The following is a 20356-nucleotide window of genomic DNA, read 5'->3' on the forward strand; positions in this document are numbered from 1 at the left end:
TCCTAGATAGATAGCTTAAATTAGATAGTCTAAATAGATTATGTAAATCGGTAGAATGAAATAGCTTCCCATTGTAATCTTTTATAGAAATAAAAGAAGCGAGGATTCCTCGCTTTCTCTCTTAATTTTGTTTTAAATCACGCTCTTTGCTTTCTAAAATGCTGTTAAGGGATCAGAACTGCTGAGCCAATAATCTCTCGATTCTCTAATGCTTGATGGGCACGTCCAACTTCTGAAAGAGGAAACTTTTGTTGTAAAGAGAGCTTAATTTTTCCACTACTGAGTGCAAGGAACCAGCGATCCATCACCGTTCGATAGCGCTCCTTTGTTGAGGTATAGGCATTGAGGTTAGGGCGCGTTAGAAAGAGGCTCCCTTTCTCTAAAAGTAGTAGCGGAGAGATTGCCGGTGGCGCCCCTGAGGCATTGCCGAAAGAGACCATCATGCCTAATGGTTTTAAGGTATCTAATGAAGGAATAAAGGTCTCTTTCCCAACGCCATCATAGACAACGTCAACCCCTTCAGGGATAAATTGACGCACCTTTTCTACAAAATTCTCCGTACGATAATTGATGACAAGATCCGCTCCTAAAGCGCGAACCACGGCTGCTTTCTCCTCAGTACTCACTGTTGTGATCACGGTAGCGCCGATCGCTTTTGCCCATTGAATCAGAATCTGGCCAACACCGCCGGCGCCGGCATGGATTAAAGTGGTATGTTCCGCCTTGAGTTGAAAGAGATCGAAGAGCAGATAGCTTGCTGTACCGCCGCGAATAAGGGAGGAGGCGGCCTCTTCATAAGAGATACTACTAGGAATTTTAATGAGTCGATCGGTAGCGATATTGCGTTCTGAGGCATAAGCACCTAAAACACTCGCATAGCAGACACGATCTCCAATATTAAATTGGGTGACATTTTTCCCGACTGCAGTAATAATGCCGGCACCCTCCTGCCCAATGACGGTGGGCGTCTCTAAGGCATAGAGTCCATCGCGATGGTAGGTATCGATAAAGTTGAGCCCAATTGCTTTCTGCTCAATACGCACCTCTCCCTCTTTTGGCGCTGGAAGGGTGATTTCAACCTTCTCAAAATTAGAGATATCTCCCTGTTCTTTTAAGATAATTTGGTAACTCATTCTTTTCTCCTCTGTTGATGATGGTGGACAAATATTTTTGGCCGATCTATGTATATTAAGTTTTGTTGCTGATTCTGTTACTGATATTAGTGAATGACATTTTGAATTAATATGTGTGAATGATCTGTATGAATGAATATTGGATACGCTTTACCATATCACGGTGTTAATGGGGATGTCAGGTGTTACTAAGATCAATCGGGATCACATATTATGATCTCCATAAAGCGCTTATCGGAAGATTCTCTGAAAGTGGCTTGCGCTCTTTTTCCAGGGCACGTGAAATAATTCTCGCCCGATGAGGATCAATTTAGCGGAATATGGGGTAGAATATCGGGGAAATTATTTGTAAACAGATCGGTGATCGAGCCTTTTTATAGGGTGATTGTGGGATCGATGCGCAGGGAAAGAGAGGGTTCTCTTTCGTGATACTGCTCTGATTGCCATATTGATTCCTATATCGATTCTTATATTGATTCTTATGTTGATTTTTATAGAATCCCCTCGCTCGTTCATCTTGTCGTCTTTATATAAGGGTTAAAATTATATGTCAGGACAATTTATCTACACGATGAATCGTGTCAGTAAAATCGTACCGCCTAATCGAGAGATCTTAAAAGATATTTCGATCTCCTTCTTTCCCGGTGCGAAAATTGGGGTTTTAGGATTAAATGGTGCCGGTAAATCAACACTTCTTCGCATTATGGCAGGAGTGGATACCAATATTCAGGGGGAAGCGCGTGTTCAACCTGGAACAAAGATCGGCTATCTCGAGCAGGAGCCAAAGCTCAATGAAGCGCTCGATGTTCGTGGAAACCTTGAGGAAGCTCTCGGCGATATTAAGAATGCACAAGAAGAGCTCGATAAAGTCTATGCCGCTTATGCTGAACCTGATGCAGACTTTGATGCATTAGCTACTAAGCAAGCTGAACTTGAAGCGATTTTAGCGACAACGGATGGCCATAACTTAGAGCGTCAACTTGAGATTGCGGCAGATGCACTGCGCTTGCCACCAATGGATCGTGATGTTGCCACCCTTTCAGGGGGAGAGCGTCGCCGAGTTGCACTCTGTAAATTGCTTCTCTCAAAACCCGATATGTTGCTGCTCGATGAGCCGACAAACCACTTAGATGCAGAATCTGTGGCGTGGCTTGAGCGATTCCTCCACGATTATCCTGGTACTGTTGTTGCGGTAACGCATGACCGTTACTTCTTAGATAATGTTGCGGGCTGGATTTTAGAGTTAGACCGAGGTCACGGAATTCCTTATGAGGGTAACTACTCAAGCTGGCTTGAGCAGAAGAATAGACGCTTAGAGCAGGAAGCAAAACAGGAAGAGTCTCGTGCAAAAGCGATTAAGAAAGAGCTTGAGTGGGTTCGTCAAGGTGTGAAAGGTCGCCAGACAAAATCTAAAGCGCGTCTTGCTCGTTTTGAAGAGTTAGAGAGTCAAGAGTTCCAAGAGCGTAATGAGACGATGGAGATCTATATTCCACCGGGTCCTCGCTTAGGTGATCTTGTGATTGAAGCGAAAGGTGTTGCAAAAGCATTTGGGGATAAACTTCTCTATGAAGATTTAAGCTTTAATCTTCCTCGCGGAGGAATTGTAGGGGTGATCGGACCAAATGGTGCCGGTAAATCAACACTCTTCAAGCTGATGACAGGTCAATTAGAAGCAGATGCGGGAACTTTCCGTGTCGGAGAGAGTGTCGAGTTAGCCTATGTTGATCAGAGTCGCGATACATTAGATGGCTCTAAAACTGTCTGGGAGGAGATCTCAGGAGGCTCTGATATTATTCGCGTGGGTAACTATGAGACTCCATCACGTGCTTATTGTGGTCGTTTTAACTTTAAAGGATCGGATCAGCAGAAATTTATTAAGGATCTTTCTGGAGGTGAGCGTAACCGTGTTCACTTGGCAAAAGTGCTTCGCTCTGGCGGTAATGTCATTTTACTTGACGAACCGACGAACGATCTCGACATTGAGACCTTGCGTGCCTTGGAAGATGCTATCTTAGCTTTTGCCGGCTGTGTCGTCGTTATCTCCCATGACCGTTGGTTCCTCGATCGAATTGCAACACATATTTTAGCCTTTGAAGGAAATTCTCATGTAGAATGGTTTGAAGGAAACTACGAAGAGTATGAAGCGGATCGTCGCCGTCGCTTAGGGGATGATGCAGACAATCCACAACGTATTAAGTACAAACCGATTTCACGCTAAGGAGTTGAGATTATGGCATTAGAGCAGAAAGAAGTAGAATTAACAGAAGCGGAACTTCCCATCTGTTGTCCCCCTATTGATGTGGATGCATGGGGTTACCACCCGCGCGTCTATCTGGCGCCTAATCATGATGGGAAAGTGCGTTGTCCTTACTGTAGTACAGAGTATATCGTTGAATAAAGATGAAAATTTTAGCAGTTGATGCATCGATGGAAGCGTGTTCGGCAGCGGTCTATGTAAATGGCGAGATTGTCGAACGGCTCTCTGTCGCACCTCGTAAACATATCGAGCTTCTCAAGCCGATGACAGAAGAGGTGATAGAGGCGGCCGAGATAGAACTTAATGAGCTTCATGGATTGGCCTTTGCGGTCGGTCCGGGAAGCTTTGCCGGTTTAAGAATTGCTTGTGGTTTTATTCAGGGGCTCGGCGCCGGACTTGAACTGCCCATAGTACCGATCTCGACGCTTGCGGCATTAGCTTATCCTATTTTGGAAGAGCATCCTGATGCATTGGTGATGCCGATGATCGATGCGAAGATGAATGAGGTCTACTGGGCAATCTACGGACTTGATGAAGAGGGTGATCTTAAGATTATCGAGAAGGATCAGGTCAACACCTTAGCGGAGATCTCCGCACGCGTGGAAGATATTCGAGAGAGTATTGAAGCGAAGACCGGGCAGTATGAGAATGTAACGCTCTACGGCGTAGGAGATGGCTGGCTCTTAGATGAGGGAGCGACATCACTCTTAGATGTGACGTTAGTAGAGGATCGTCACTATCCACGAGCAGGAGATATCGCTCTTTTGGCTAAGCGTGATCTCGATCGAGGATTAGGACTCTATGCCGATCAAGTCTCACCGATCTACCTTCGTCACAATATTGCAATGACGATTGAAGAGCAGAAAGCTTTTCGAGAAGAGAAGGCGAGAGAGAAAGCGGAGCGTTAACACGCTTAAATAGAGCTCTATAAAAGAGAACTCTATAAAAGTAGAGTTCAAGTAGAAGAGATGTTACTCAAGTATTACGCAAATAAAAAGATCTACCAATATTATTGAGTAGATCTTTTTTTATCTCTGATTGTCCCTAGTTATCTTTAGTTATCTCTAGTTGTAGTTGTCTCTAATTATCTCTACCTGTTTCTAAGAGGCTTTTAAGCGCGGTCAGCCGGGATCAGGCGCAGAACTAGAGCTATGAGATCACTATTAAGCGAGAAGCTGTGCTTTTACAAACTCGATAACTTGATCGAGGGGGACCATCGTTGCTTCTTCATCGCCTCGAGCTTTAAACTCCACCTCACTATTTTTCAAGGTACGATCCCCGATAACAATGCGGAAAGGAATGCCGATCAACTCATGATCACTAAATGCTTCGCCCGGACGAATGTTACGATCTTCTAAGAGAACATCGATGCCAAGCGCCATGAGTTGATCATAGAGCTTATCGGTAGTCTCTTTCACTAAGGCAGACTTACCATAGTTCATCGGAATTAGTGAGAGAGTGAAAGGGGCAATCGCTTTAGGCCAGATAATGCCCGCCTCATCATTTCGTTGTTCAATAGCGGCTGCAACAATACGGGTCACACCAATGCCGTAACAACCCATCTGCATCACCGTTGCTTTTCCATTTTGATCGAGAACCGTTGCATTCATCGCTTTTGAGTAGCGGTCTCCCAATTGGAAGATATGGCCTACCTCAATGCCGCGCGCCATCGCAATGGTCCCTTTACCACATGGAGAAGGGTCGCCTACCTTGATCTCTCTTAAGTCGAGAACTTCAGGTTCAGGAAGATCCCGGCCAATATTGACACCGATATAGTGGAAGCCTGTCTCATTTGCACCACAGCTGAAGTTACTCATCAATGCCGCTTGACGATCAAAGAGAGTACGAATTGGGAGATTAACCGGGCCAATGGAACCCGGCGTAGTATTGAGTTTCTCTGCAATCTCTTCATCTGTTGCAAACTCAAGCGGTGTCTTAAAGAGACCACTATTTTCCGCTTTGACCTCATTGAGTTCATGATCTCCACGGAGACAGACCGCGATGAGTTCATCATCCTCTTTTCCATGGAGAATTAAGGTCTTAAGATGCATCTCTGGTGGCGAATTGAGGAATTTAGCTAGATCTTCGATCGAGTGAACATTAGGTGTCTCAATCTTTTTCATTGGGCTTGTGGCCTCGCCGCGTGTCCCAACTGCGATCGCTTCTGCTGCTTCAACGTTTGCTGCGTAGTCAGACTCCGTGGAGTAGACAATCGCATCTTCACCTGCTTGTGTGATGACATGGAATTCTTGAGATTTACTGCCCCCAATTGCACCTGAGTCTGCAAAGACAGCGCGATACTCAAGATCGAGGCGATCGAGAATATTGGAGTAGGCGCGATACATCTTGTTGTAGGTCTCATCGAGTGATTCTGCATCGATATGGAAAGAGTAGGCATCCTTCATTAAGAATTCACGTGAACGCATCACCCCAAAGCGCGGGCGAATCTCATCACGGAACTTCCATTGGATCTGATAGAAGTTGATCGGAAGTTGACGATAACTCTTTAACTCTTGACGGGCAAAATCGGTAATTACCTCTTCGTGAGTAGGGCCTAAGCAATATTCACGCGTATGGCGATCCTTAAAGCGAAGTAATTCAGGGCCAAATTGTTCCCAACGACCCGACTCAATCCAGAGTTCTGCCGGCTGTGCTGATGGCATCAACATCTCTAGAGCCCCGGCATTATTCATCTCTTCACGGACAATAGCTTCTGTCTTCTTCAGAACGCGAAGCCCAAGAGGACTCCAGCTATAGATTCCTGAAGTAACACGGCGAATAAGGCCGGCACGAAGCATCAATTGGTGTGATTTAATCTCCGCATCATTAGGTGTATCGCGGAGTGTGCTAATTAAAAATTGACTTGTTTTCATATAGTAATAAAAGATCCTCCGATCAATTGATCTTATCGGCTGAGGCTGGAGATCTCTCCATTTTTCAACCAAGTTGCTACCTCTTTTGTGTAGTAGCTGACAATCATATCTGCCCCTGCACGTTTAAATCCAATGAGTGTCTCTGCAACCACTGCTTTCTCATCTAATGCGCCGGCAAGTGCTGCAAATTTGATAGCGGCATACTCACCCCCAACTTGATAGGATGCAAGTGGGAGATCAGTTCTCTCGCGTAAGCGCGCTAAAAGATCGAGATAAGGGGTTCCCGGTTTCACCATAAGGATATCGGCACCTTCCTCTTCATCAAGTGCTGCTTCAATCATCGCTTGGCGTCCATTGGCAAAGTCAGCCTGATAGCCATTACGGTTACCGCTCAACTCTGAATTGACCGCTTCACGGAAAGGGCCATAAAATGCAGAGGAGAATTTAATGGCGTGAGCTAAGATTCCGACATGTTCAAAGCCTGCCGCATCGAGCGCTTCACGAATAGCGCGAATTTGACCATCCATCATGGCAGAGGGGGCTAAAATATCGGCGCCCGCACGAGCAGCTGTGACAGCCTGTTTGGCTAAATTTTCAATCGTAGCGTCATTATCAACCTCACCATCGCAGATTACGCCACAATGTCCATGTGAGGTATATTCGCAGAAACAGATATCGGGGATAATGATCATCTCAGGTGCTGTTTGACGAATGGTGCGAATCATACGTGCAAGGAAACCATTCTCTTCCCAAGTGTCGCTACCGCTCTCATCTTTATGATGGGAGATACCAAAGGGCATAATGTAGCGGATTCCTAATGCTTGTAACTCTGCCACCTCTTTCGCTAAATCTTTTTCAGGATAGCGATAGACGCCAGGAAGGGTCTTAATTTCTACCTTCTCTTCAATATTCTCTTCCACAAAGATAGGGCAGATCAGATCGTTAAGATCGAAAAAGCTCTCTTGGACGAGTTGACGAATCGCAGGATTACGGCGCATTCTGCGGGGGCGATATAGGGGTTTTGTGATATTCATATGCTTCCTCCTTGCAAAGGTGAATAGTATATCATTTTCAATGTTGTCTATTTTTAGTTATTTAACTGTGATGGGGTGTGCGATTATCGATGCTTTAAGAAGTGCAGGGCAAGCTCACTCCAGAGTGCGCCACCGATCAGGATATTGTCATCATTAAAGTCATATTGGTCGGTATGAAGTCCAACAAATTGATGATCTCGATCATTACCAATATAGAAATAGGCGCCGGGGCAAGCATGAAGCATAAAGCCGAAATCTTCAGCGCCCATCGATGGGGCTTTGTTTCGGATAATAGAATCTTCTGCAATTAACTTATCGATCGCCTCTATGGCGATCTCTGTCTCTCTATCGTGATTGATCGTCGGAATATAGCCATCGATCAGACGCACTTCACAGGTGGCGCCATAGGCGCTACAGATCCCTTCCGTTAACTGCTTGATGCGTGCTTTAATGCGATCTCGAACCTCAAGATCAAAGTAGCGAAGGGTCCCTAAGAGCGAGACTTTATTGGGGATGACATTATTGGCATCTCCCCCATGGATCGAACCGATGGTAATGACGGCAGAATCGATGCCGGAGATATTGCGTGAGATAATCGATTGCAGGCCGACTACCACTTCAGAGGCGACAAGAACGGAGTCAGTTGTCTGATAGGGATGGGCAGCATGCCCTCCTTTGGAGAAGATATCGATATGAACCTCACAGGTGCCAGCCATCTGTGGTCCTTTGCGGATCAGAATCTCTCCCTGTTTTGCACCTGGGAAATTATGCATCGCATAGATAGCATCGACAGGAAATTTCTCAAAAAGACCCGCCTCTACCATTCGGCGAGCACCAGCTTGATCCTCTTCATCAGGCTGGAAGATAAAGATAATGGTGCCATCAAATTCTGCCTCTAAAGCGAGATACTTAGCGGCCGCAAGGAGCATAGTGGTATGTCCATCATGGCCACAAGCATGCATAACGCCAGGCGTCTTAGAGCAGTGAGGATGATCCCCTTTTTCGGTGATTGGGAGCGCATCGGTATCGGCTCGAAGCGCTACACGTGGCGCATTTTCATAATCCCCTTTCTGTAAAATCCCAATCACACCTGTCTCGGTAAGGCGTTCTGTGGGGATACTCCAAGCGTGAAGTTTGTCCTCGATCAATTTTGCAGTATTAAATTCCTCGCGGGAGAGCTCAGGGTAACTATGTAATTGCTGACGTAACGCTCTGAACTTCGCATCATTCTCCTTGAGAAATTGTATGAGCGGAGAATCGGGGGTTTTAAGGAGTCTTGAGATGCGGTCATTGTTGTTCATAGCGGTCTCCAATCGGGATAAGTATCAGGAAAGTATAATTGACGATAAACTTTAATTTTGTCCATTAATCCATTAGTATAGTGGGGTTAGGATACAATTTCATGTCAGTGTTTTGAAGCATATTCGGTGGCGAGTCGGGTAGGCTTTGCACTTGTTTATATCAATTGATGAGTAAAATCAAAGTCTTGGAGGAAAATTGGCTATGATGGAATATCTTCCTGTAGCGGTCTTTGTAGGCTTCAGTATTGTCTTCGCCGGCATTCTGGTAGCCCTTGGATACTTTTTAGGGCCGAACGCCCCTAACGCTGAAAAGCTATCTCCATATGAGAGCGGATTTGAGGCATTTGAAGATGCCCGTATGAAGTTCGATGTCCGCTTCTTTCTTATCGCAATTCTTTTTATTATTTTCGACTTAGAGTTAATCTTCCTGATACCTTGGGCGACCGCCATGAAACTGATTGGACTACCCGGCATTATGGCTGTGGTAGTTTTTCTGGTTTTATTGACAGTCGGTTTTGCGTATGAGTGGAAGAAGGGAGCGCTTGAATGGGATTAGAAGCTAGATTAGAAGAGGGGTTTGTCACAACAACTCTCGATTCAGCAATTAACTGGGCGAGGACAGGTTCCTTATGGCCTGTGACCTTTGGTCTTGCATGTTGTGCATTAGAGATGATGCATGTGGGTGCTGCAAGATATGACTTAGATAGATTTGGCGGCGCCGTCTTTAGAGCGTCACCGAGACAATCAGATCTAATGATTATTGCTGGAACATTGACAAACAAGATGGCGATTCCACTTCGTAAAGTCTACGATCAGATGCCGGAGCCAAAATGGGTTATCTCTATGGGTTCTTGCGCAAATGGTGGGGGGTATTATCACTACTCCTACTCTGTGGTAAGAGGATCAGATCGTGTCGTCCCGGTAGATGTCTATGTGCCAGGTTGTCCACCGACAGCAGAAGCATTGATGTTTGGTATCTTACGTCTCCACGATAAGATTAAGAGAACTAGCACGATTGCAAGATTAGGGTAGGTGTAAGATGGCTAAATTTATTAGAAATCCAGAAGAACTCCTCGAGACATTAGAGAGTACGTTAGGAGATAAGATCCTAAAATCGGTTCTGGCATATGGTGAGTTAACGATTACGATCGACCCGAAAAATGTGCATGAAGTGATGGCGCAATTGGCGCACAATGATGCCTTGAAGTTTGAGCAGGTCACCGATATCACTGCTGTTGATTATGCTGCCTATGGCTTAACTGAGTGGGATGTGGAAGCCTCCAATCATGGTTTTAGCCGTGGAACAACACCACAAGCGGTCGGTCGTGCCGGCAATCACCTTGAAGCGACAGCTTATAAAGCATCGATGAGTGAACGTTTTGCTGTTGTCTATCACCTTCTCTCATTGACTCATAACGCTCGCCTTCGTGTGAAATGTTATCTCGATGGTGAACAGAATAATGTGATCCCCATGCTCGATTCTGTAACCGATATCTGGAGTGGCGCTAACTGGTATGAACGCGAAGTGTTCGATATGTTTGGTATCGCCTTTAAGAATCACCCAGACCTTCGTCGAATCTTAACGGATTATGGATTTATTGGTCACCCGCTTCGTAAAGATTTCCCACTGACGGGAAATGTGGAAGTGATCTATGATGAAGAGTTACGCCGTGTGGTCTATCAACCGGTTTCGATTGAGTCACGCGTCAATATTCCACGTATGATTCGTAAGGGGTAAGAGATGACAACAATGACAAATATTGAAAACTATACAATTAACTTTGGACCTCAACATCCGGCGGCCCATGGTGTAATGCGGATGATCCTTGAGCTTCGAGGGGAAACGGTTGAGCGTGCTGACGTTCATATCGGTCTACTCCATCGTGGGACTGAGAAGTTGATGGAGGCGAAACCTTATACACAATCGATCGGTTATCTCGACCGTTTAGATTACTGTTCATGCTTAAATAACGAACATGCATTTGTTTTAGCTGTTGAGAAGCTACTGGGAATTGAAGTGCCGATTCGTGCGCAATATATTCGGGTATTGATGGATGAAGCGACCCGAATTATGAACCACTTAATGTGGTTAGGAGCACATGGTCATGACTTAGGTGCGATGGCGATGCTTCTCTACTGTTTCCGTGATCGTGAGGAGCTCTATGATGCTCAAGAGGCGATTACCGGTGCGCGAATCCATCCTTTCTACTACCGTGTTGGAGGCGTTGCGAAAGATCTTCCCGATACAATGCCAAAGTATGAGCCGAGCAAGTTTAGATCGAAGAAAAAGCTTGAGCGAATCAACGCGGCGCGTCAGGGAGATGTTCTCGATTATTTAGAAGATTTCTGTGAGCGCTTCTTAAAACAGAATATGGTGGAGTATCGCAACTTACTTGTGGGTAACCGTATCTGGAAGGGGCGTGTTGTTGGTATCGGTGCAGTCTCTGCTGAGAGAGCTATTGAATTAGGATTTACAGGTCCAATGCTTCGTGGTTCAGGAGTTGCATGGGATCTTCGTAAAACACGACCTTACTCTGTCTATGACCAACTCGACTTTGAAGTTCCTGTGGGCGTTAATGGTGATTGTTATGATCGCTTCTTGGTAAGACTTGAAGAGATGGAGCAGTCAGCACACTTGATGATGCAATGTATTAAGTGGCTCCGTGAAAACAAAGGTCCTGTAATGAGTACCGATAGCCGTGTCACTATTCCGCAAAGACGGGATGTTAAAGAGGGCATGGAATCACTTATTCAACAATTTAAGGTCTTTACAGAGGGCTTCTGCGTTCCTGAAGGGGAAGCTTATGCCGCTGTAGAACATCCTAAAGGGGAGTTCGGTGTCTATCTCGTCTCTGATGGTGCCAATAAGCCCTATCGCGTGAAATTGAGAGCGCCAGGATTTGCCCATATCTCCGCAACAGAAGAGATGGCAAAACGCCATATGTTATCCGACTTAGTTGCAATACTGGGAACACAAGACATGGTGTTTGGGGATATTGACCGCTAGTTTAATCAATTACAGAGTATAGAGTAGCTAAGATGAAAAATAGAGAAAGTATATTAAGTAGCCATACGAGAGCAGAGATTGATCGCTGGCTCGCACGCTTCCCTGAAGATCGGAAGCAATCAGCGCTCCTTGCTGCACTGCGTGAAGCTCAACATGAAAATGGTGGTTATTTAACGGTTGAGATTATGGATGCAATTGCAGATTATCTGGAGTTGCCCCCTATTGCGGTCTATGAGGTCGCTTCCTTTTACTCCAATTTCGAAACGAAACCATGTGGTAAAAATGCCATTATGATCTGTACTAATATCTCCTGTATGCTTCGTGGCGGAGAAGAGATTTTAGCGCATGTAGAGCAACGTTTAGGTATTAAGGCCGGGGAGTCGACTCCTGACGGTCTTTTTTCGCTTAAGAATGAGGATGAATGTATTGCGGCATGTACAGCAGCGCCCGCGGCACTGATCAACCACGAGTATCATGAGAACTTAACGATTGAGAAGATTGATGAGATTCTCGACCGTATCGAATCAAGAGCAGATAATAAAGAGGCAAACTAATGGTACAAAACGAAGTTTGTTACTTCACTCTCGGGCACGATAAGCCTTGGTCTCTCGAGACCTACTTGAGCTTAGGGGGCTACGATGGGTGGAAAAAGATATTAAGAGGGGAACTCTCTAAAGAGGAAGTCATTGAGATGGTGAAGGCTTCTGAGCTTCGTGGTCGTGGGGGAGCAGGCTTCCCAACGGGTGTGAAGTGGAGCTTTATGCCGAAGAATGATGATGGTAGTAGCTACCTTGTCTGTAACTCGGATGAGTCAGAGCCGGGTACCTGTAAAGATAGAGATATCCTCCGTTTTAACCCTCATGCATTGGTGGAAGGGATGGCGATTGCCGCCTACGCTATCGGTGCGAAAGTGGGTTACAACTATATGCGTGGAGAGTTTAGCGAAGAGCCTTTCAAACGCTTTGAAGCGGCAGTGCAAGAAGCACGTGATGCCGGTTTAATTGGGCAGAATATCCAAGGAACGGGTATCTCCATTGAACTCTATGGCGCATTGGGTGCGGGAGCTTATATCTGTGGTGAGGAGACGGCGCTTCTTGAATCTCTCGAAGGGAAGAAAGGGCAACCGCGCTTTAAGCCACCTTTTCCAGCGGCAGTCGGTCTCTATGGTAAGCCGACCACGATCAATAACTGTGAGTCGCTCTCATCTGTCGGCCGCATTATTCGTAATGGCGCAGATTGGTTTAAGGAGCATGGAATTCCCGGGGCGGGAGGACAGAAGATCTTCTCTATCTCAGGTCATGTGGAAAAGCCAGGAAATTATGAGATCCCGATGGGAACCCCTTTTAAAGATCTCTTAGAGCTTGCAGGCGGTATCTGGAAAGGTCGTAAAATCAAGGCGGTTATTCCAGGAGGATCATCAGTTCCTGTTGTACCGGGTCATATTATGATGGAGACCAATATGGATTACGATTCGATCGCGAAAAAAGCGGGATCGATGATGGGTTCAGGTGCGGTGATCGTCATGGATGAGACAACCGATATGGTTAAAGCATTACGCACACTTTCGAGCTTCTACTTTAGCGAATCGTGCGGACAATGTACGCCTTGTCGTGAGGGAACAGGCTGGTTATTTAGAATTATGGATCGCATTCTCAAAGGGGAAGGGCGTCCAGAAGATCTCGACCGTCTTGTTCATGTTGCCAACAATATTGGAGGTCGAACAATCTGTGCGCTTGGTGATGCAGCTGCTATGCCGGTACTCAGCTTTGTTAAGCACTTCCCTGAAGAGTTCAAATACTATATTGAACATGGCAGAAGTATGGTTGAGGGGGCGAAATAATGAGTAATGAAGTGAAGATGTTTACCGTTAATATCGATGGTAAAGAGTTTCAAGCACCCGCCGGAACAATGTTGATTGAAGTGGCAGATCGTGAAGGAATCACTATTCCTCGCTTCTGTTATCACGATAAATTATCCATTGCGGCGAGTTGCCGTATGTGCCTTGTGGATGTTGAGCGGATGCCAAAACCGGCACCTGCATGTGCAACCCCCATTATGGATGGCATGATTGTTCGCACGCGTAATGAGAAAGCGCGTGCAGCACAAAAAGCAATTATGGAGTTCTTGTTAATTAATCACCCGCTTGATTGTCCTATCTGTGACCAAGGGGGCGAGTGTGAATTACAAGATTTCTCAGCAGAGTATGGGCAAAATCGATCGCTCTATATTGAAGAGAAGCGCCATGTTGAAAAGATCAATATCGGTCCTTTAGTTGAGACCTTTATGAATCGCTGTATCCAATGTACCCGTTGCGTTCGCTTTGGTGATGAGATTGCCGGCATGCGTGAATTGGGGGGCGTTGATCGTGGTGATCGCTTAGAGATCACAACCTATATTAAACATGCCTTAGTCTCTGAAGTTTCGGGCAATATTATCGATATCTGCCCTGTTGGTGCGTTAACGGCGAAGCCTTCAAAATATGGAGCGCGTCCATGGGAATATATCAATCATGACTCTATCAGCATGCATGATGGATTAGGCACCAATACGGAGATTCATACCCTTCGCGGTAAGGTGGCACGTGTTGTTTCTCGCCGTAATGATGAGATCAATGAGCCATGGATCTCAGATCGTGATCGTTTCAGTTATGAAGCGCTCTCAAGTGATGATCGTGCAGCGCATCCACTTTTAGATAATGGTCAAGGTGAATTGGTTAAAAGCACCTGGGATGATGCCTTAAAAGCGACAAAACTTCTGATCGAAGGCGCAATTGAAAAATATGGCGCAGATCAGGTCGGAATCTTTGTCTCACCGATGGCGACCCTTGAAGAGATGCAATTAGTTAAAGAGTTGCAGGCGGGCTTAGGTATTAAGAATGTCGATTATCGCTTTACACAGAGAGATTTTAGTGGTGAGCGTGCAGAACCGACTTTCCGTGCATTAGGACTCTCTATTCCAGAAGTGAATGAGCTCGACTCAGTGCTTTTAGTAGGTGCTGATCCACGTATGGAGGTGCCTGTTTTAGCGATTCGTCTGCGTGATGCGGTGAAGAAGGGTGCAAAAGTCTCCTTCTTAGGATCTTATAGCGCAGATCAACTCCATCCTTTCCATGCCGAGATTATTGCACATCCTTTCGATTGGGTGAGTGAGCTTGCGGCAGTTGTGGCGAAAGTTGCCAATATGAAGGGTGAGTCAGTTCGTACAGAGCTTATCTCTGTGATCAATAGCGATTCAATTAATGAAGATGCGGTGATCTCAATTGCCGAGCAGTTCCTCAAAGGGGAGCGTGAGTGGATCGTTTTAGGGCATGATGCAATTAGCCATCCACAATTTGCAACAATCCGTGCATTAAGTGCTGAGCTTGCGCGTTTAACTGGTGCAAAACTCGGTTACTTTACGCCAGGATCAAATAGTTCAGGAGCGGCATTAACGGCGTTAACAACAGAAGGCAGCAATAGTGCCACGATGTTAGCTTCTCCTTTAAAAGCTTACCTCTTAGTCGGCGCTATCGATCCAGAATCTGATTTTGTTGAGTCAAAATTAGCGCTCGATGCACTGCAAGCTGCTGAAGCTGTCGTTGCAATTACCCCATTTGCTAGCGAGACATTAAAGTCAGTTGCGAATGTCATTCTTCCGGGTGCTGCTTGGACAGAGACCTCAGGAAGTTACGTTAACCTTGAGGGAACGTTACAGACATTACAAGCCGCATCGCTCCCACATGGTGAAGCGCGCCCTATCTGGAAGATTTTACGTGTCTTAGGTAACCATTTTGAGATCGATGGCTTCGATTACATCTCTTCTGATGAACTTCTAACGAAGTGGAAAGCGGAGAATGGCGCAAAATTAGCAGAGAACCAAAATGAGGTTTCAGGAGTCTCCTTTGACTATCAAGCATTGAAGAAAGAGGGTCTGTTAGCAGTACCGACCACTTCTCTCTACTCAACAGATGCTTATGTTAGACGAGGTGTTGCACTTCAGAAGACACCTCTAGCGAAGCGTGCCCGTATTGCCTTTAATAACGCAAATGATGAGAGTGCAGTTATGCCTCTACTCAATAGTGAAAATACCTTCCTTTCGAGAGTATCGGAGAAGGTAGCAGAGGGCTGTGTTCGTATTCCTACAGAATATGCAGGAACCACGAAGTTTTATCAATCAATTAAGGGGGCAAATTAGATGGATACCGTAATGGCGATTATTCACTATCCGCTTGTGTGGGCTCTGATAAAAACATTGGTCATCTTTTTGCCAATTGTTCTATCGGTGGCATATCTAACCTTTGCAGAGCGTAAAGTTTTGGGTTATATGCATATCCGTTTAGGCCCTAATAGAGTAGGTCCTAAAGGGCTTCTCCAACCATTTGCGGATCTTTTAAAGATGCTCTTTAAAGAGTTTATCATTCCATCAGCTGCGAATAAGACAATGTTCCTTATCGCACCATTTATTGCGGTGACAACAGCATTTGGTGTGTGGGCAGTTGTTCCTTTCAATGATGGCTGGGTTAGCTCCTCGATGGATTCTGCAATCCTCTATATTTTGGCGATGACCTCTCTTGGCGTCTATGCGTCATTAATGGCAGGTTGGAGTTCTAACTCAAAGTTTGCGATCTTTGGCGCTATTCGTAGTGCGGCGCAAGTGGTCTCTTATGAGTTAGCGTTAGGATTTGCTTTAATCACGGTGGTGATGATCTCAGGTAGCCTTAACTTTACCGAAATCGTTAAAGGGCAAGGGGGATCACTCGGTCTGATCAATTGGTACTTTATTCCGCTTCTGCCAATGGCTGTCATCTACTTTATTGCCGGTCTTGCAGAGTTAAATCGTGCGCCTTTTGAGGTGACGGAAGGGGAATCAGAGATTGTTGCGGGATATTTTACCGAGTATTCAGGAACGGGCTTTGTGACCTTCTACCTTGCAGAATATACCAATATGATTTTGGTCTCTGCATTGATGAGCTTGCTCTTCTTTGGTGGATGGCTTGCACCGCTCTCTGGCGTAGAAGCGATAGAGAATATTCCTGTTCTTTCATTACTTGCGACAGATAGCATCTTCTGGATGATTATCAAAATGGCCTTTTTCCTCTTTGCGATGATCTGGGTTCGTGCAACCTTCCCCGGTTACCGATATGACCAGATTATGCGTCTAGGTTGGAAATTCTTTATTCCGATAGCTCTTGTGTGGATTGCGGTAGTACTCGTAATGTACGGCGTCGGTCTAAAACCATGGTTTTAAAGGAATAGGTAGGAACTAACATATGTTTAGATATTTAAAATCACTCTACGAGACATTTACGTTAAAAGAATTACGTAAAGGTTTAGGAATTACCTTACGTTATTTCTTTAGACCGAAATTCACGATTGAGTATCCGTTTGAGAAAACCCCACAATCTGGGCGTTTTCGTGGGCTTCACGCATTGCGTCGCTATCCGAATGGGGAAGAGCGTTGCATCGGTTGTAAATTGTGTGAAGCAGTCTGTCCTGCATTAGCAATTACGATTGATACCGAAGAGCGTGGCGATGGCACTCGTCGTACGACACGTTACGATATCGATCTTTTCAAATGCATCTTCTGTGGATTGTGTGAACAAGCATGTCCTGTGGATTCAATCGTCTTAACACGCGTCTTTGAATACCATATGGAAGAGAAGGGCGAAAATATCATCACAAAAGAATCTCTCTTAGCACTTGGCGATAAGTATGAAGTACAAATCGCTAAAGATCGTGCTGCAGATTCTCACTTATACTAGGAGGGGAAGATGTTATTTAAGATACTATTTTATATCTTCGCACTAATCACGATCTATTCAGCGATTAGAGTGGTGAGTGCAAAAAATACCATGACATCAGTACTGCACCTAGTTCTGATCTTTGTGATGGTGAGCTGCTGTTGGTTACTTCTTCAAGCGGAGTTCTTAGCACTCTCCTTGATTATTATCTACTGTGGTGCCGTAATGGTCTTCTTCCTCTTTGCCGTGATGATGCTCGATATTCCGCATGATCTCTTAAAAGAGGGTTTTGTTCGTTACTTGCCGATTGCGGTATTAGTCGCGATCATCTTTATTGCAGAGATTCTTATTGTAATCTTAGGGGGCGATAGCTTTATTGCGAATCAATTCGCGCTCGAAGGTGGTGTTGAATCGATCCGTGCAGGTGCTGAGTTAACCAATGCGCAAGAGTTAGGGGTGCTTCTCTACACTAACTATATCTATGCATTTGAAGCGACCGCATTGATTCTTTTAGTAGCGATGATTGCGGCGATCGCTTTAACACGCCGTATCGGACCACTTCGTCGTAAAGATGTCTCTGTCAGCTGGGCAATTAAGGCAGATCCAACAAAACGTGTACGTATGGTGAAGATGGATTCTGCGGTTTTAGCGCCGGCACCTGTGAAGGAAGAGAGCGAAGACGCAGTTACAGAAGAGGAGGAAAAATAGGTATGAATTTAGTCATAGATGATTATATTATTCTCTCGACGATTCTATTTGGAATTAGTACTGCGGGGATCTTCATCAATCGTAAGAACTTGATTGTTCTCTTGATGTGTATCGAGTTAATGTTACTAGCAAGTAGTACGCTTTTTGTTGCATTCTCACAGTTCTCGGGCGATTTAAATGGGCAGATTTTTGTCTTCTTTACATTAGCGGTTGCAGCTGCGGAAGCGGCGATTGGTCTTGCAATCTTAGTGTTAGTATTCAGAAATCGCGGTAGCATTAATGTCGATGAAATTACGGAATTAAGAGGCTAGTGCAATGGACTTAAAGTATATCTATCTTTTAATCGTTTTATTGCCCCTCTTTGGTTCAATTATCTCGGGTCTTTTCTGCCGAGTAATTAATGAAAAGGTGGCACATACTGTCACGATCGTTTTTGTTGCGATTGCGGCACTTCTCTCTGGCTATGTTCTTATTGAGCATATGTCAGGACGTGCACCAATCTTTGATGAAAATATCTACACCTGGATGGATACAGGATCATTAAGCGTCGGTGTTGGCTTCTTAGTCGACAACTTAACGGCGATGATGATGGTGGTTATCACCTCTGTATCAACAATGGTTCATCTCTACTCAGTAGGGTATATGAAAGGTGATCCGGGATATAACCGCTTCTTTAGCTATATCTCACTCTTTACCTTCTCCATGTTGATGCTTGTGATGTCTAACAACTTCATGCAACTCTTCTTCGGATGGGAAGCGGTAGGTCTTGTCTCTTATCTCTTGATCGGTTTCTGGTTTAAAAAGCCAACAGCGACCTATGCCAATATGAAAGCATTCTTAGTGAACCGTGTAGGGGACTTCGGTTTCTTAATCGGTATCGCTTGTGTTGCTTACATGACGAGCTCACTGACCTATACGGAGGCGTTTGATCGTCTTCCTGAAGCGGCAGGAACACTCCACTTCTTAGGAACTGATTGGAATATCATGACCTTTGCAGCGGTCTTCCTCTTCATCGGGGCGATGGGTAAATCAGCACAGGTTCCACTTCATGTCTGGTTACCTGATTCGATGGAAGGTCCAACCCCAATCTCCGCATTGATTCACGCGGCGACGATGGTTACTGCAGGGATCTTTATGGTTGCAAGAATGTCACCGATCTATGAGCTCTCAACAACAGCGCTCTCAATGGTGATGATCCTTGGTGCAATTACCGCACTCTTTATGGGAGTTTTAGGTCTCTTCCAAAATGATATTAAACGCGTTATTGCTTACTCGACAATCTCACAATTAGGTTATATGACGGTAGCATTAGGGGCATCTGCATACTCACTTGCAGCATTCCACTTAACAACGCATGCCTTCTTTAAAGCACTCCTCTTCTTAGGCGCAGGTTCGGTGATTATCGGAATGAGCCATGTTCAAGATATGCGCTTTATGGGAGGTCTTCGCAAGAAGATGCCGATTACTTGGATCACCACACTGATCGGTTCTTTAGCGCTTGTGGGAATGCCATTCTTCTCTGGATACTACTCAAAAGAGGGGATTATCTGGTCGCTTGAGCATAGCTCAACATTTGGTTCTGGTTTTGCCCACTTAGCACTTGAGATCGGGGTCTTTATGACTGCGCTCTATACCTTTAGAATGTACTTCTTAGTCTTCCATGGTAAAGCGCGTTACACCGTTGATGAGTCCTTAGGGCATGATCATCACAGTGAAGATGAGAGTGTTTTACCAGAGACGCCAAAAGAGTCACCATGGGTGGTTACACTTCCCTTGATTCTTCTTGCGATCCCATCGGTTATTCTCGGTTGGTATATGGCGCCGATGATGTTTGAAAATACCTTCTTAGCTGATTCTGTCTATATCAATAATGCAGTCAATCCGGCAACAGAGATTATGAAGCAGGGCTTTGAAGGCTCTTGGGCGATGACGAAAGAAGCATTGACAGCGCCAGCATTCTATCTCACGCTTCTCGGTATTGCGGTTGCTTGGTATAGCTTCCTTATTCAGCCGAAAGTGGCAGCGAAGGGTAAAGAGATCCTTGAGAAGATCGGTCTTTATAGAGTATTTGAGAATAAATACTACCTCGATGACTTTAACCAGAAAGTGATTGCGAATGGCTCTGTGGGCTTAGGTCGCTTCTTCTGGCAGAAGATCGATGACAAACTGATCGACCGAGGGATTGTATTTGGTGCGGCACATGTAGCCTCCTTTGTAGGTGGCGTTATCCGTCGTATTCAAACTGGGTACATCTACCATGCAGCATTCTTAATGGTAGTTGGTCTATTAGCGCTTATGACATGGGTCGTATTTTTTAACTAGGA

General features: G+C 45.2%; 19 protein-coding genes. 15 read left to right on the forward strand and 4 right to left on the reverse strand.

Annotated features, from left to right (window positions below; translation table 11 throughout):
- Positions 1–164 precede the first annotated feature (164 nt).
- Positions 165–1133 (reverse strand): quinone oxidoreductase family protein, encoded by a 969-nt coding sequence (locus tag AC0SAP_RS05925; protein WP_473383381.1) that lies wholly within the window; start codon positions 1131–1133, stop codon positions 165–167.
- 547 nt (positions 1134–1680) lie between these two features.
- Here AC0SAP_RS05925 and ettA point away from each other — a divergent pair.
- Genes ettA through tsaB form a run of 3 tightly spaced genes read left to right on the forward strand, consistent with a single transcriptional unit; the run spans position 1681 to position 4298 of the window.
- Positions 1681–3351 (forward strand): energy-dependent translational throttle protein EttA, encoded by a 1671-nt coding sequence (ettA, locus tag AC0SAP_RS05930; protein WP_473383383.1) that lies wholly within the window; start codon positions 1681–1683, stop codon positions 3349–3351.
- A 12-nt stretch (positions 3352–3363) separates the two neighbouring features.
- The gene (locus tag AC0SAP_RS05935; protein ID WP_094567553.1) at positions 3364–3531 is read left to right on the forward strand and encodes a zinc-finger domain-containing protein; all 168 of its coding nucleotides are present in this window, start codon (positions 3364–3366) and stop codon (positions 3529–3531) included.
- Positions 3532–3533: 2 nt separating this feature from the next.
- Complete coding sequence (gene tsaB / locus AC0SAP_RS05940) at positions 3534–4298, forward strand: tRNA (adenosine(37)-N6)-threonylcarbamoyltransferase complex dimerization subunit type 1 TsaB (RefSeq protein ID WP_473383384.1); 765 nt, start codon at positions 3534–3536, stop codon at positions 4296–4298.
- 255 nt (positions 4299–4553) lie between these two features.
- On the opposite strand, the gene AC0SAP_RS05945 is transcribed toward tsaB, so the two are convergent.
- The 3 genes from AC0SAP_RS05945 to AC0SAP_RS05955 form a co-directional block, all read right to left on the reverse strand.
- On the reverse strand, positions 4554–6263 hold the full coding sequence (locus tag AC0SAP_RS05945) for a proline--tRNA ligase (protein ID WP_473383385.1): 1710 nt from the start codon (positions 6261–6263) through the stop codon (positions 4554–4556).
- Positions 6264–6295: 32 nt separating this feature from the next.
- Entirely contained in the window at positions 6296–7297 is a 1002-nt protein-coding gene (gene hemB, locus AC0SAP_RS05950) for a porphobilinogen synthase (RefSeq protein ID WP_094567550.1), read from the reverse strand.
- Positions 7298–7380: 83 nt separating this feature from the next.
- Complete coding sequence (locus AC0SAP_RS05955; RefSeq protein WP_473383387.1) at positions 7381–8598, reverse strand: M20 metallopeptidase family protein; 1218 nt, start codon at positions 8596–8598, stop codon at positions 7381–7383.
- A gap of 202 nt (positions 8599–8800) precedes the next feature.
- On the opposite strand from AC0SAP_RS05955, the gene ndhC reads away from it, so the two are divergent.
- From ndhC to nuoL, 12 genes are read left to right on the forward strand one after another with little or no spacing between them, the layout of a single operon-like run.
- Positions 8801–9154, forward strand: coding sequence for an NADH-quinone oxidoreductase subunit A (gene ndhC / locus AC0SAP_RS05960; RefSeq protein ID WP_094567548.1), 354 nt, complete (start codon positions 8801–8803; stop codon positions 9152–9154).
- Positions 9145–9630, forward strand: coding sequence for a NuoB/complex I 20 kDa subunit family protein (locus AC0SAP_RS05965; protein WP_286481495.1), 486 nt, complete (start codon positions 9145–9147; stop codon positions 9628–9630). The genes ndhC and AC0SAP_RS05965 overlap by 10 nt, the downstream gene beginning before the upstream one ends.
- 7 nt (positions 9631–9637) lie before the next feature.
- Complete coding sequence (locus AC0SAP_RS05970; RefSeq protein ID WP_094567546.1) at positions 9638–10336, forward strand: NADH-quinone oxidoreductase subunit C; 699 nt, start codon at positions 9638–9640, stop codon at positions 10334–10336.
- 12 nt (positions 10337–10348) lie between these two features.
- Positions 10349–11605, forward strand: coding sequence for an NADH-quinone oxidoreductase subunit D (locus AC0SAP_RS05975; RefSeq protein WP_473383511.1), 1257 nt, complete (start codon positions 10349–10351; stop codon positions 11603–11605).
- Between the two features lie 32 nt (positions 11606–11637).
- The gene (locus tag AC0SAP_RS05980; RefSeq protein ID WP_094567545.1) at positions 11638–12159 is read left to right on the forward strand and encodes an NADH-quinone oxidoreductase subunit NuoE family protein; all 522 of its coding nucleotides are present in this window, start codon (positions 11638–11640) and stop codon (positions 12157–12159) included.
- Entirely contained in the window at positions 12159–13445 is a 1287-nt protein-coding gene (nuoF, locus tag AC0SAP_RS05985; RefSeq protein WP_094567544.1) for an NADH-quinone oxidoreductase subunit NuoF, read from the forward strand. The genes AC0SAP_RS05980 and nuoF overlap by 1 nt, the downstream gene beginning before the upstream one ends.
- Positions 13445–15778 carry an NADH-quinone oxidoreductase subunit NuoG gene (nuoG, locus tag AC0SAP_RS05990; RefSeq protein WP_473383389.1) on the forward strand — a complete coding sequence of 778 codons (2334 nt, stop codon included), beginning with the start codon at positions 13445–13447 and terminating at the stop codon, positions 15776–15778. Before nuoF ends, nuoG begins: the two co-directional genes overlap by 1 nt.
- Positions 15779–16831: an NADH-quinone oxidoreductase subunit NuoH gene (gene nuoH, locus AC0SAP_RS05995; protein ID WP_094567542.1), complete on the forward strand. Its 1053-nt coding sequence runs from the start codon at positions 15779–15781 to the stop codon at positions 16829–16831.
- A gap of 22 nt (positions 16832–16853) precedes the next feature.
- Entirely contained in the window at positions 16854–17345 is a 492-nt protein-coding gene (gene nuoI / locus AC0SAP_RS06000) for an NADH-quinone oxidoreductase subunit NuoI (RefSeq protein WP_094567541.1), read from the forward strand.
- 9 nt (positions 17346–17354) lie between these two features.
- Positions 17355–18032 (forward strand): NADH-quinone oxidoreductase subunit J, encoded by a 678-nt coding sequence (locus tag AC0SAP_RS06005; protein WP_094567540.1) that lies wholly within the window; start codon positions 17355–17357, stop codon positions 18030–18032.
- 2 nt (positions 18033–18034) lie between these two features.
- Positions 18035–18343: an NADH-quinone oxidoreductase subunit NuoK gene (gene nuoK / locus AC0SAP_RS06010; RefSeq protein WP_094567539.1), complete on the forward strand. Its 309-nt coding sequence runs from the start codon at positions 18035–18037 to the stop codon at positions 18341–18343.
- 4 nt (positions 18344–18347) lie between these two features.
- On the forward strand, positions 18348–20354 hold the full coding sequence (nuoL, locus tag AC0SAP_RS06015) for an NADH-quinone oxidoreductase subunit L (protein ID WP_473383390.1): 2007 nt from the start codon (positions 18348–18350) through the stop codon (positions 20352–20354).
- Positions 20355–20356 lie beyond the last annotated feature (2 nt).

The organism is Ignatzschineria sp. PL_is040 (genome assembly GCF_055813795.1).

Bases quoted from the DNA above. Each gene is read 5' to 3' on its own strand.
- hemB (WP_094567550.1), bottom strand. From the start codon at position 7,297: ATGAATATCACAAAACCCCTATATCGCCCCCGCAGAATGCGCCGTAAT.
- nuoG (WP_473383389.1), top strand. From the start codon at position 13,445: ATGAGTAATGAAGTGAAGATGTTTACCGTTAATATCGATGGTAAAGAG.
- AC0SAP_RS05965 (WP_286481495.1), top strand. From the start codon at position 9,145: ATGGGATTAGAAGCTAGATTAGAAGAGGGGTTTGTCACAACAACTCTC.
- nuoH (WP_094567542.1), top strand. From the start codon at position 15,779: ATGGATACCGTAATGGCGATTATTCACTATCCGCTTGTGTGGGCTCTG.
- AC0SAP_RS05955 (WP_473383387.1), bottom strand. From the start codon at position 8,598: ATGAACAACAATGACCGCATCTCAAGACTCCTTAAAACCCCCGATTCT.
- AC0SAP_RS05945 (WP_473383385.1), bottom strand. From the start codon at position 6,263: ATGAAAACAAGTCAATTTTTAATTAGCACACTCCGCGATACACCTAAT.
- ettA (WP_473383383.1), top strand. From the start codon at position 1,681: ATGTCAGGACAATTTATCTACACGATGAATCGTGTCAGTAAAATCGTA.
- nuoK (WP_094567539.1), top strand. From the start codon at position 18,035: ATGAATTTAGTCATAGATGATTATATTATTCTCTCGACGATTCTATTT.
- nuoL (WP_473383390.1), top strand. From the start codon at position 18,348: ATGGACTTAAAGTATATCTATCTTTTAATCGTTTTATTGCCCCTCTTT.
- AC0SAP_RS05935 (WP_094567553.1), top strand. From the start codon at position 3,364: ATGGCATTAGAGCAGAAAGAAGTAGAATTAACAGAAGCGGAACTTCCC.
- tsaB (WP_473383384.1), top strand. From the start codon at position 3,534: ATGAAAATTTTAGCAGTTGATGCATCGATGGAAGCGTGTTCGGCAGCG.
- nuoF (WP_094567544.1), top strand. From the start codon at position 12,159: ATGGTACAAAACGAAGTTTGTTACTTCACTCTCGGGCACGATAAGCCT.
- AC0SAP_RS05975 (WP_473383511.1), top strand. From the start codon at position 10,349: ATGACAAATATTGAAAACTATACAATTAACTTTGGACCTCAACATCCG.
- AC0SAP_RS05970 (WP_094567546.1), top strand. From the start codon at position 9,638: ATGGCTAAATTTATTAGAAATCCAGAAGAACTCCTCGAGACATTAGAG.
- AC0SAP_RS05980 (WP_094567545.1), top strand. From the start codon at position 11,638: ATGAAAAATAGAGAAAGTATATTAAGTAGCCATACGAGAGCAGAGATT.
- ndhC (WP_094567548.1), top strand. From the start codon at position 8,801: ATGATGGAATATCTTCCTGTAGCGGTCTTTGTAGGCTTCAGTATTGTC.
- nuoI (WP_094567541.1), top strand. From the start codon at position 16,854: ATGTTTAGATATTTAAAATCACTCTACGAGACATTTACGTTAAAAGAA.
- AC0SAP_RS05925 (WP_473383381.1), bottom strand. From the start codon at position 1,133: ATGAGTTACCAAATTATCTTAAAAGAACAGGGAGATATCTCTAATTTT.
- AC0SAP_RS06005 (WP_094567540.1), top strand. From the start codon at position 17,355: ATGTTATTTAAGATACTATTTTATATCTTCGCACTAATCACGATCTAT.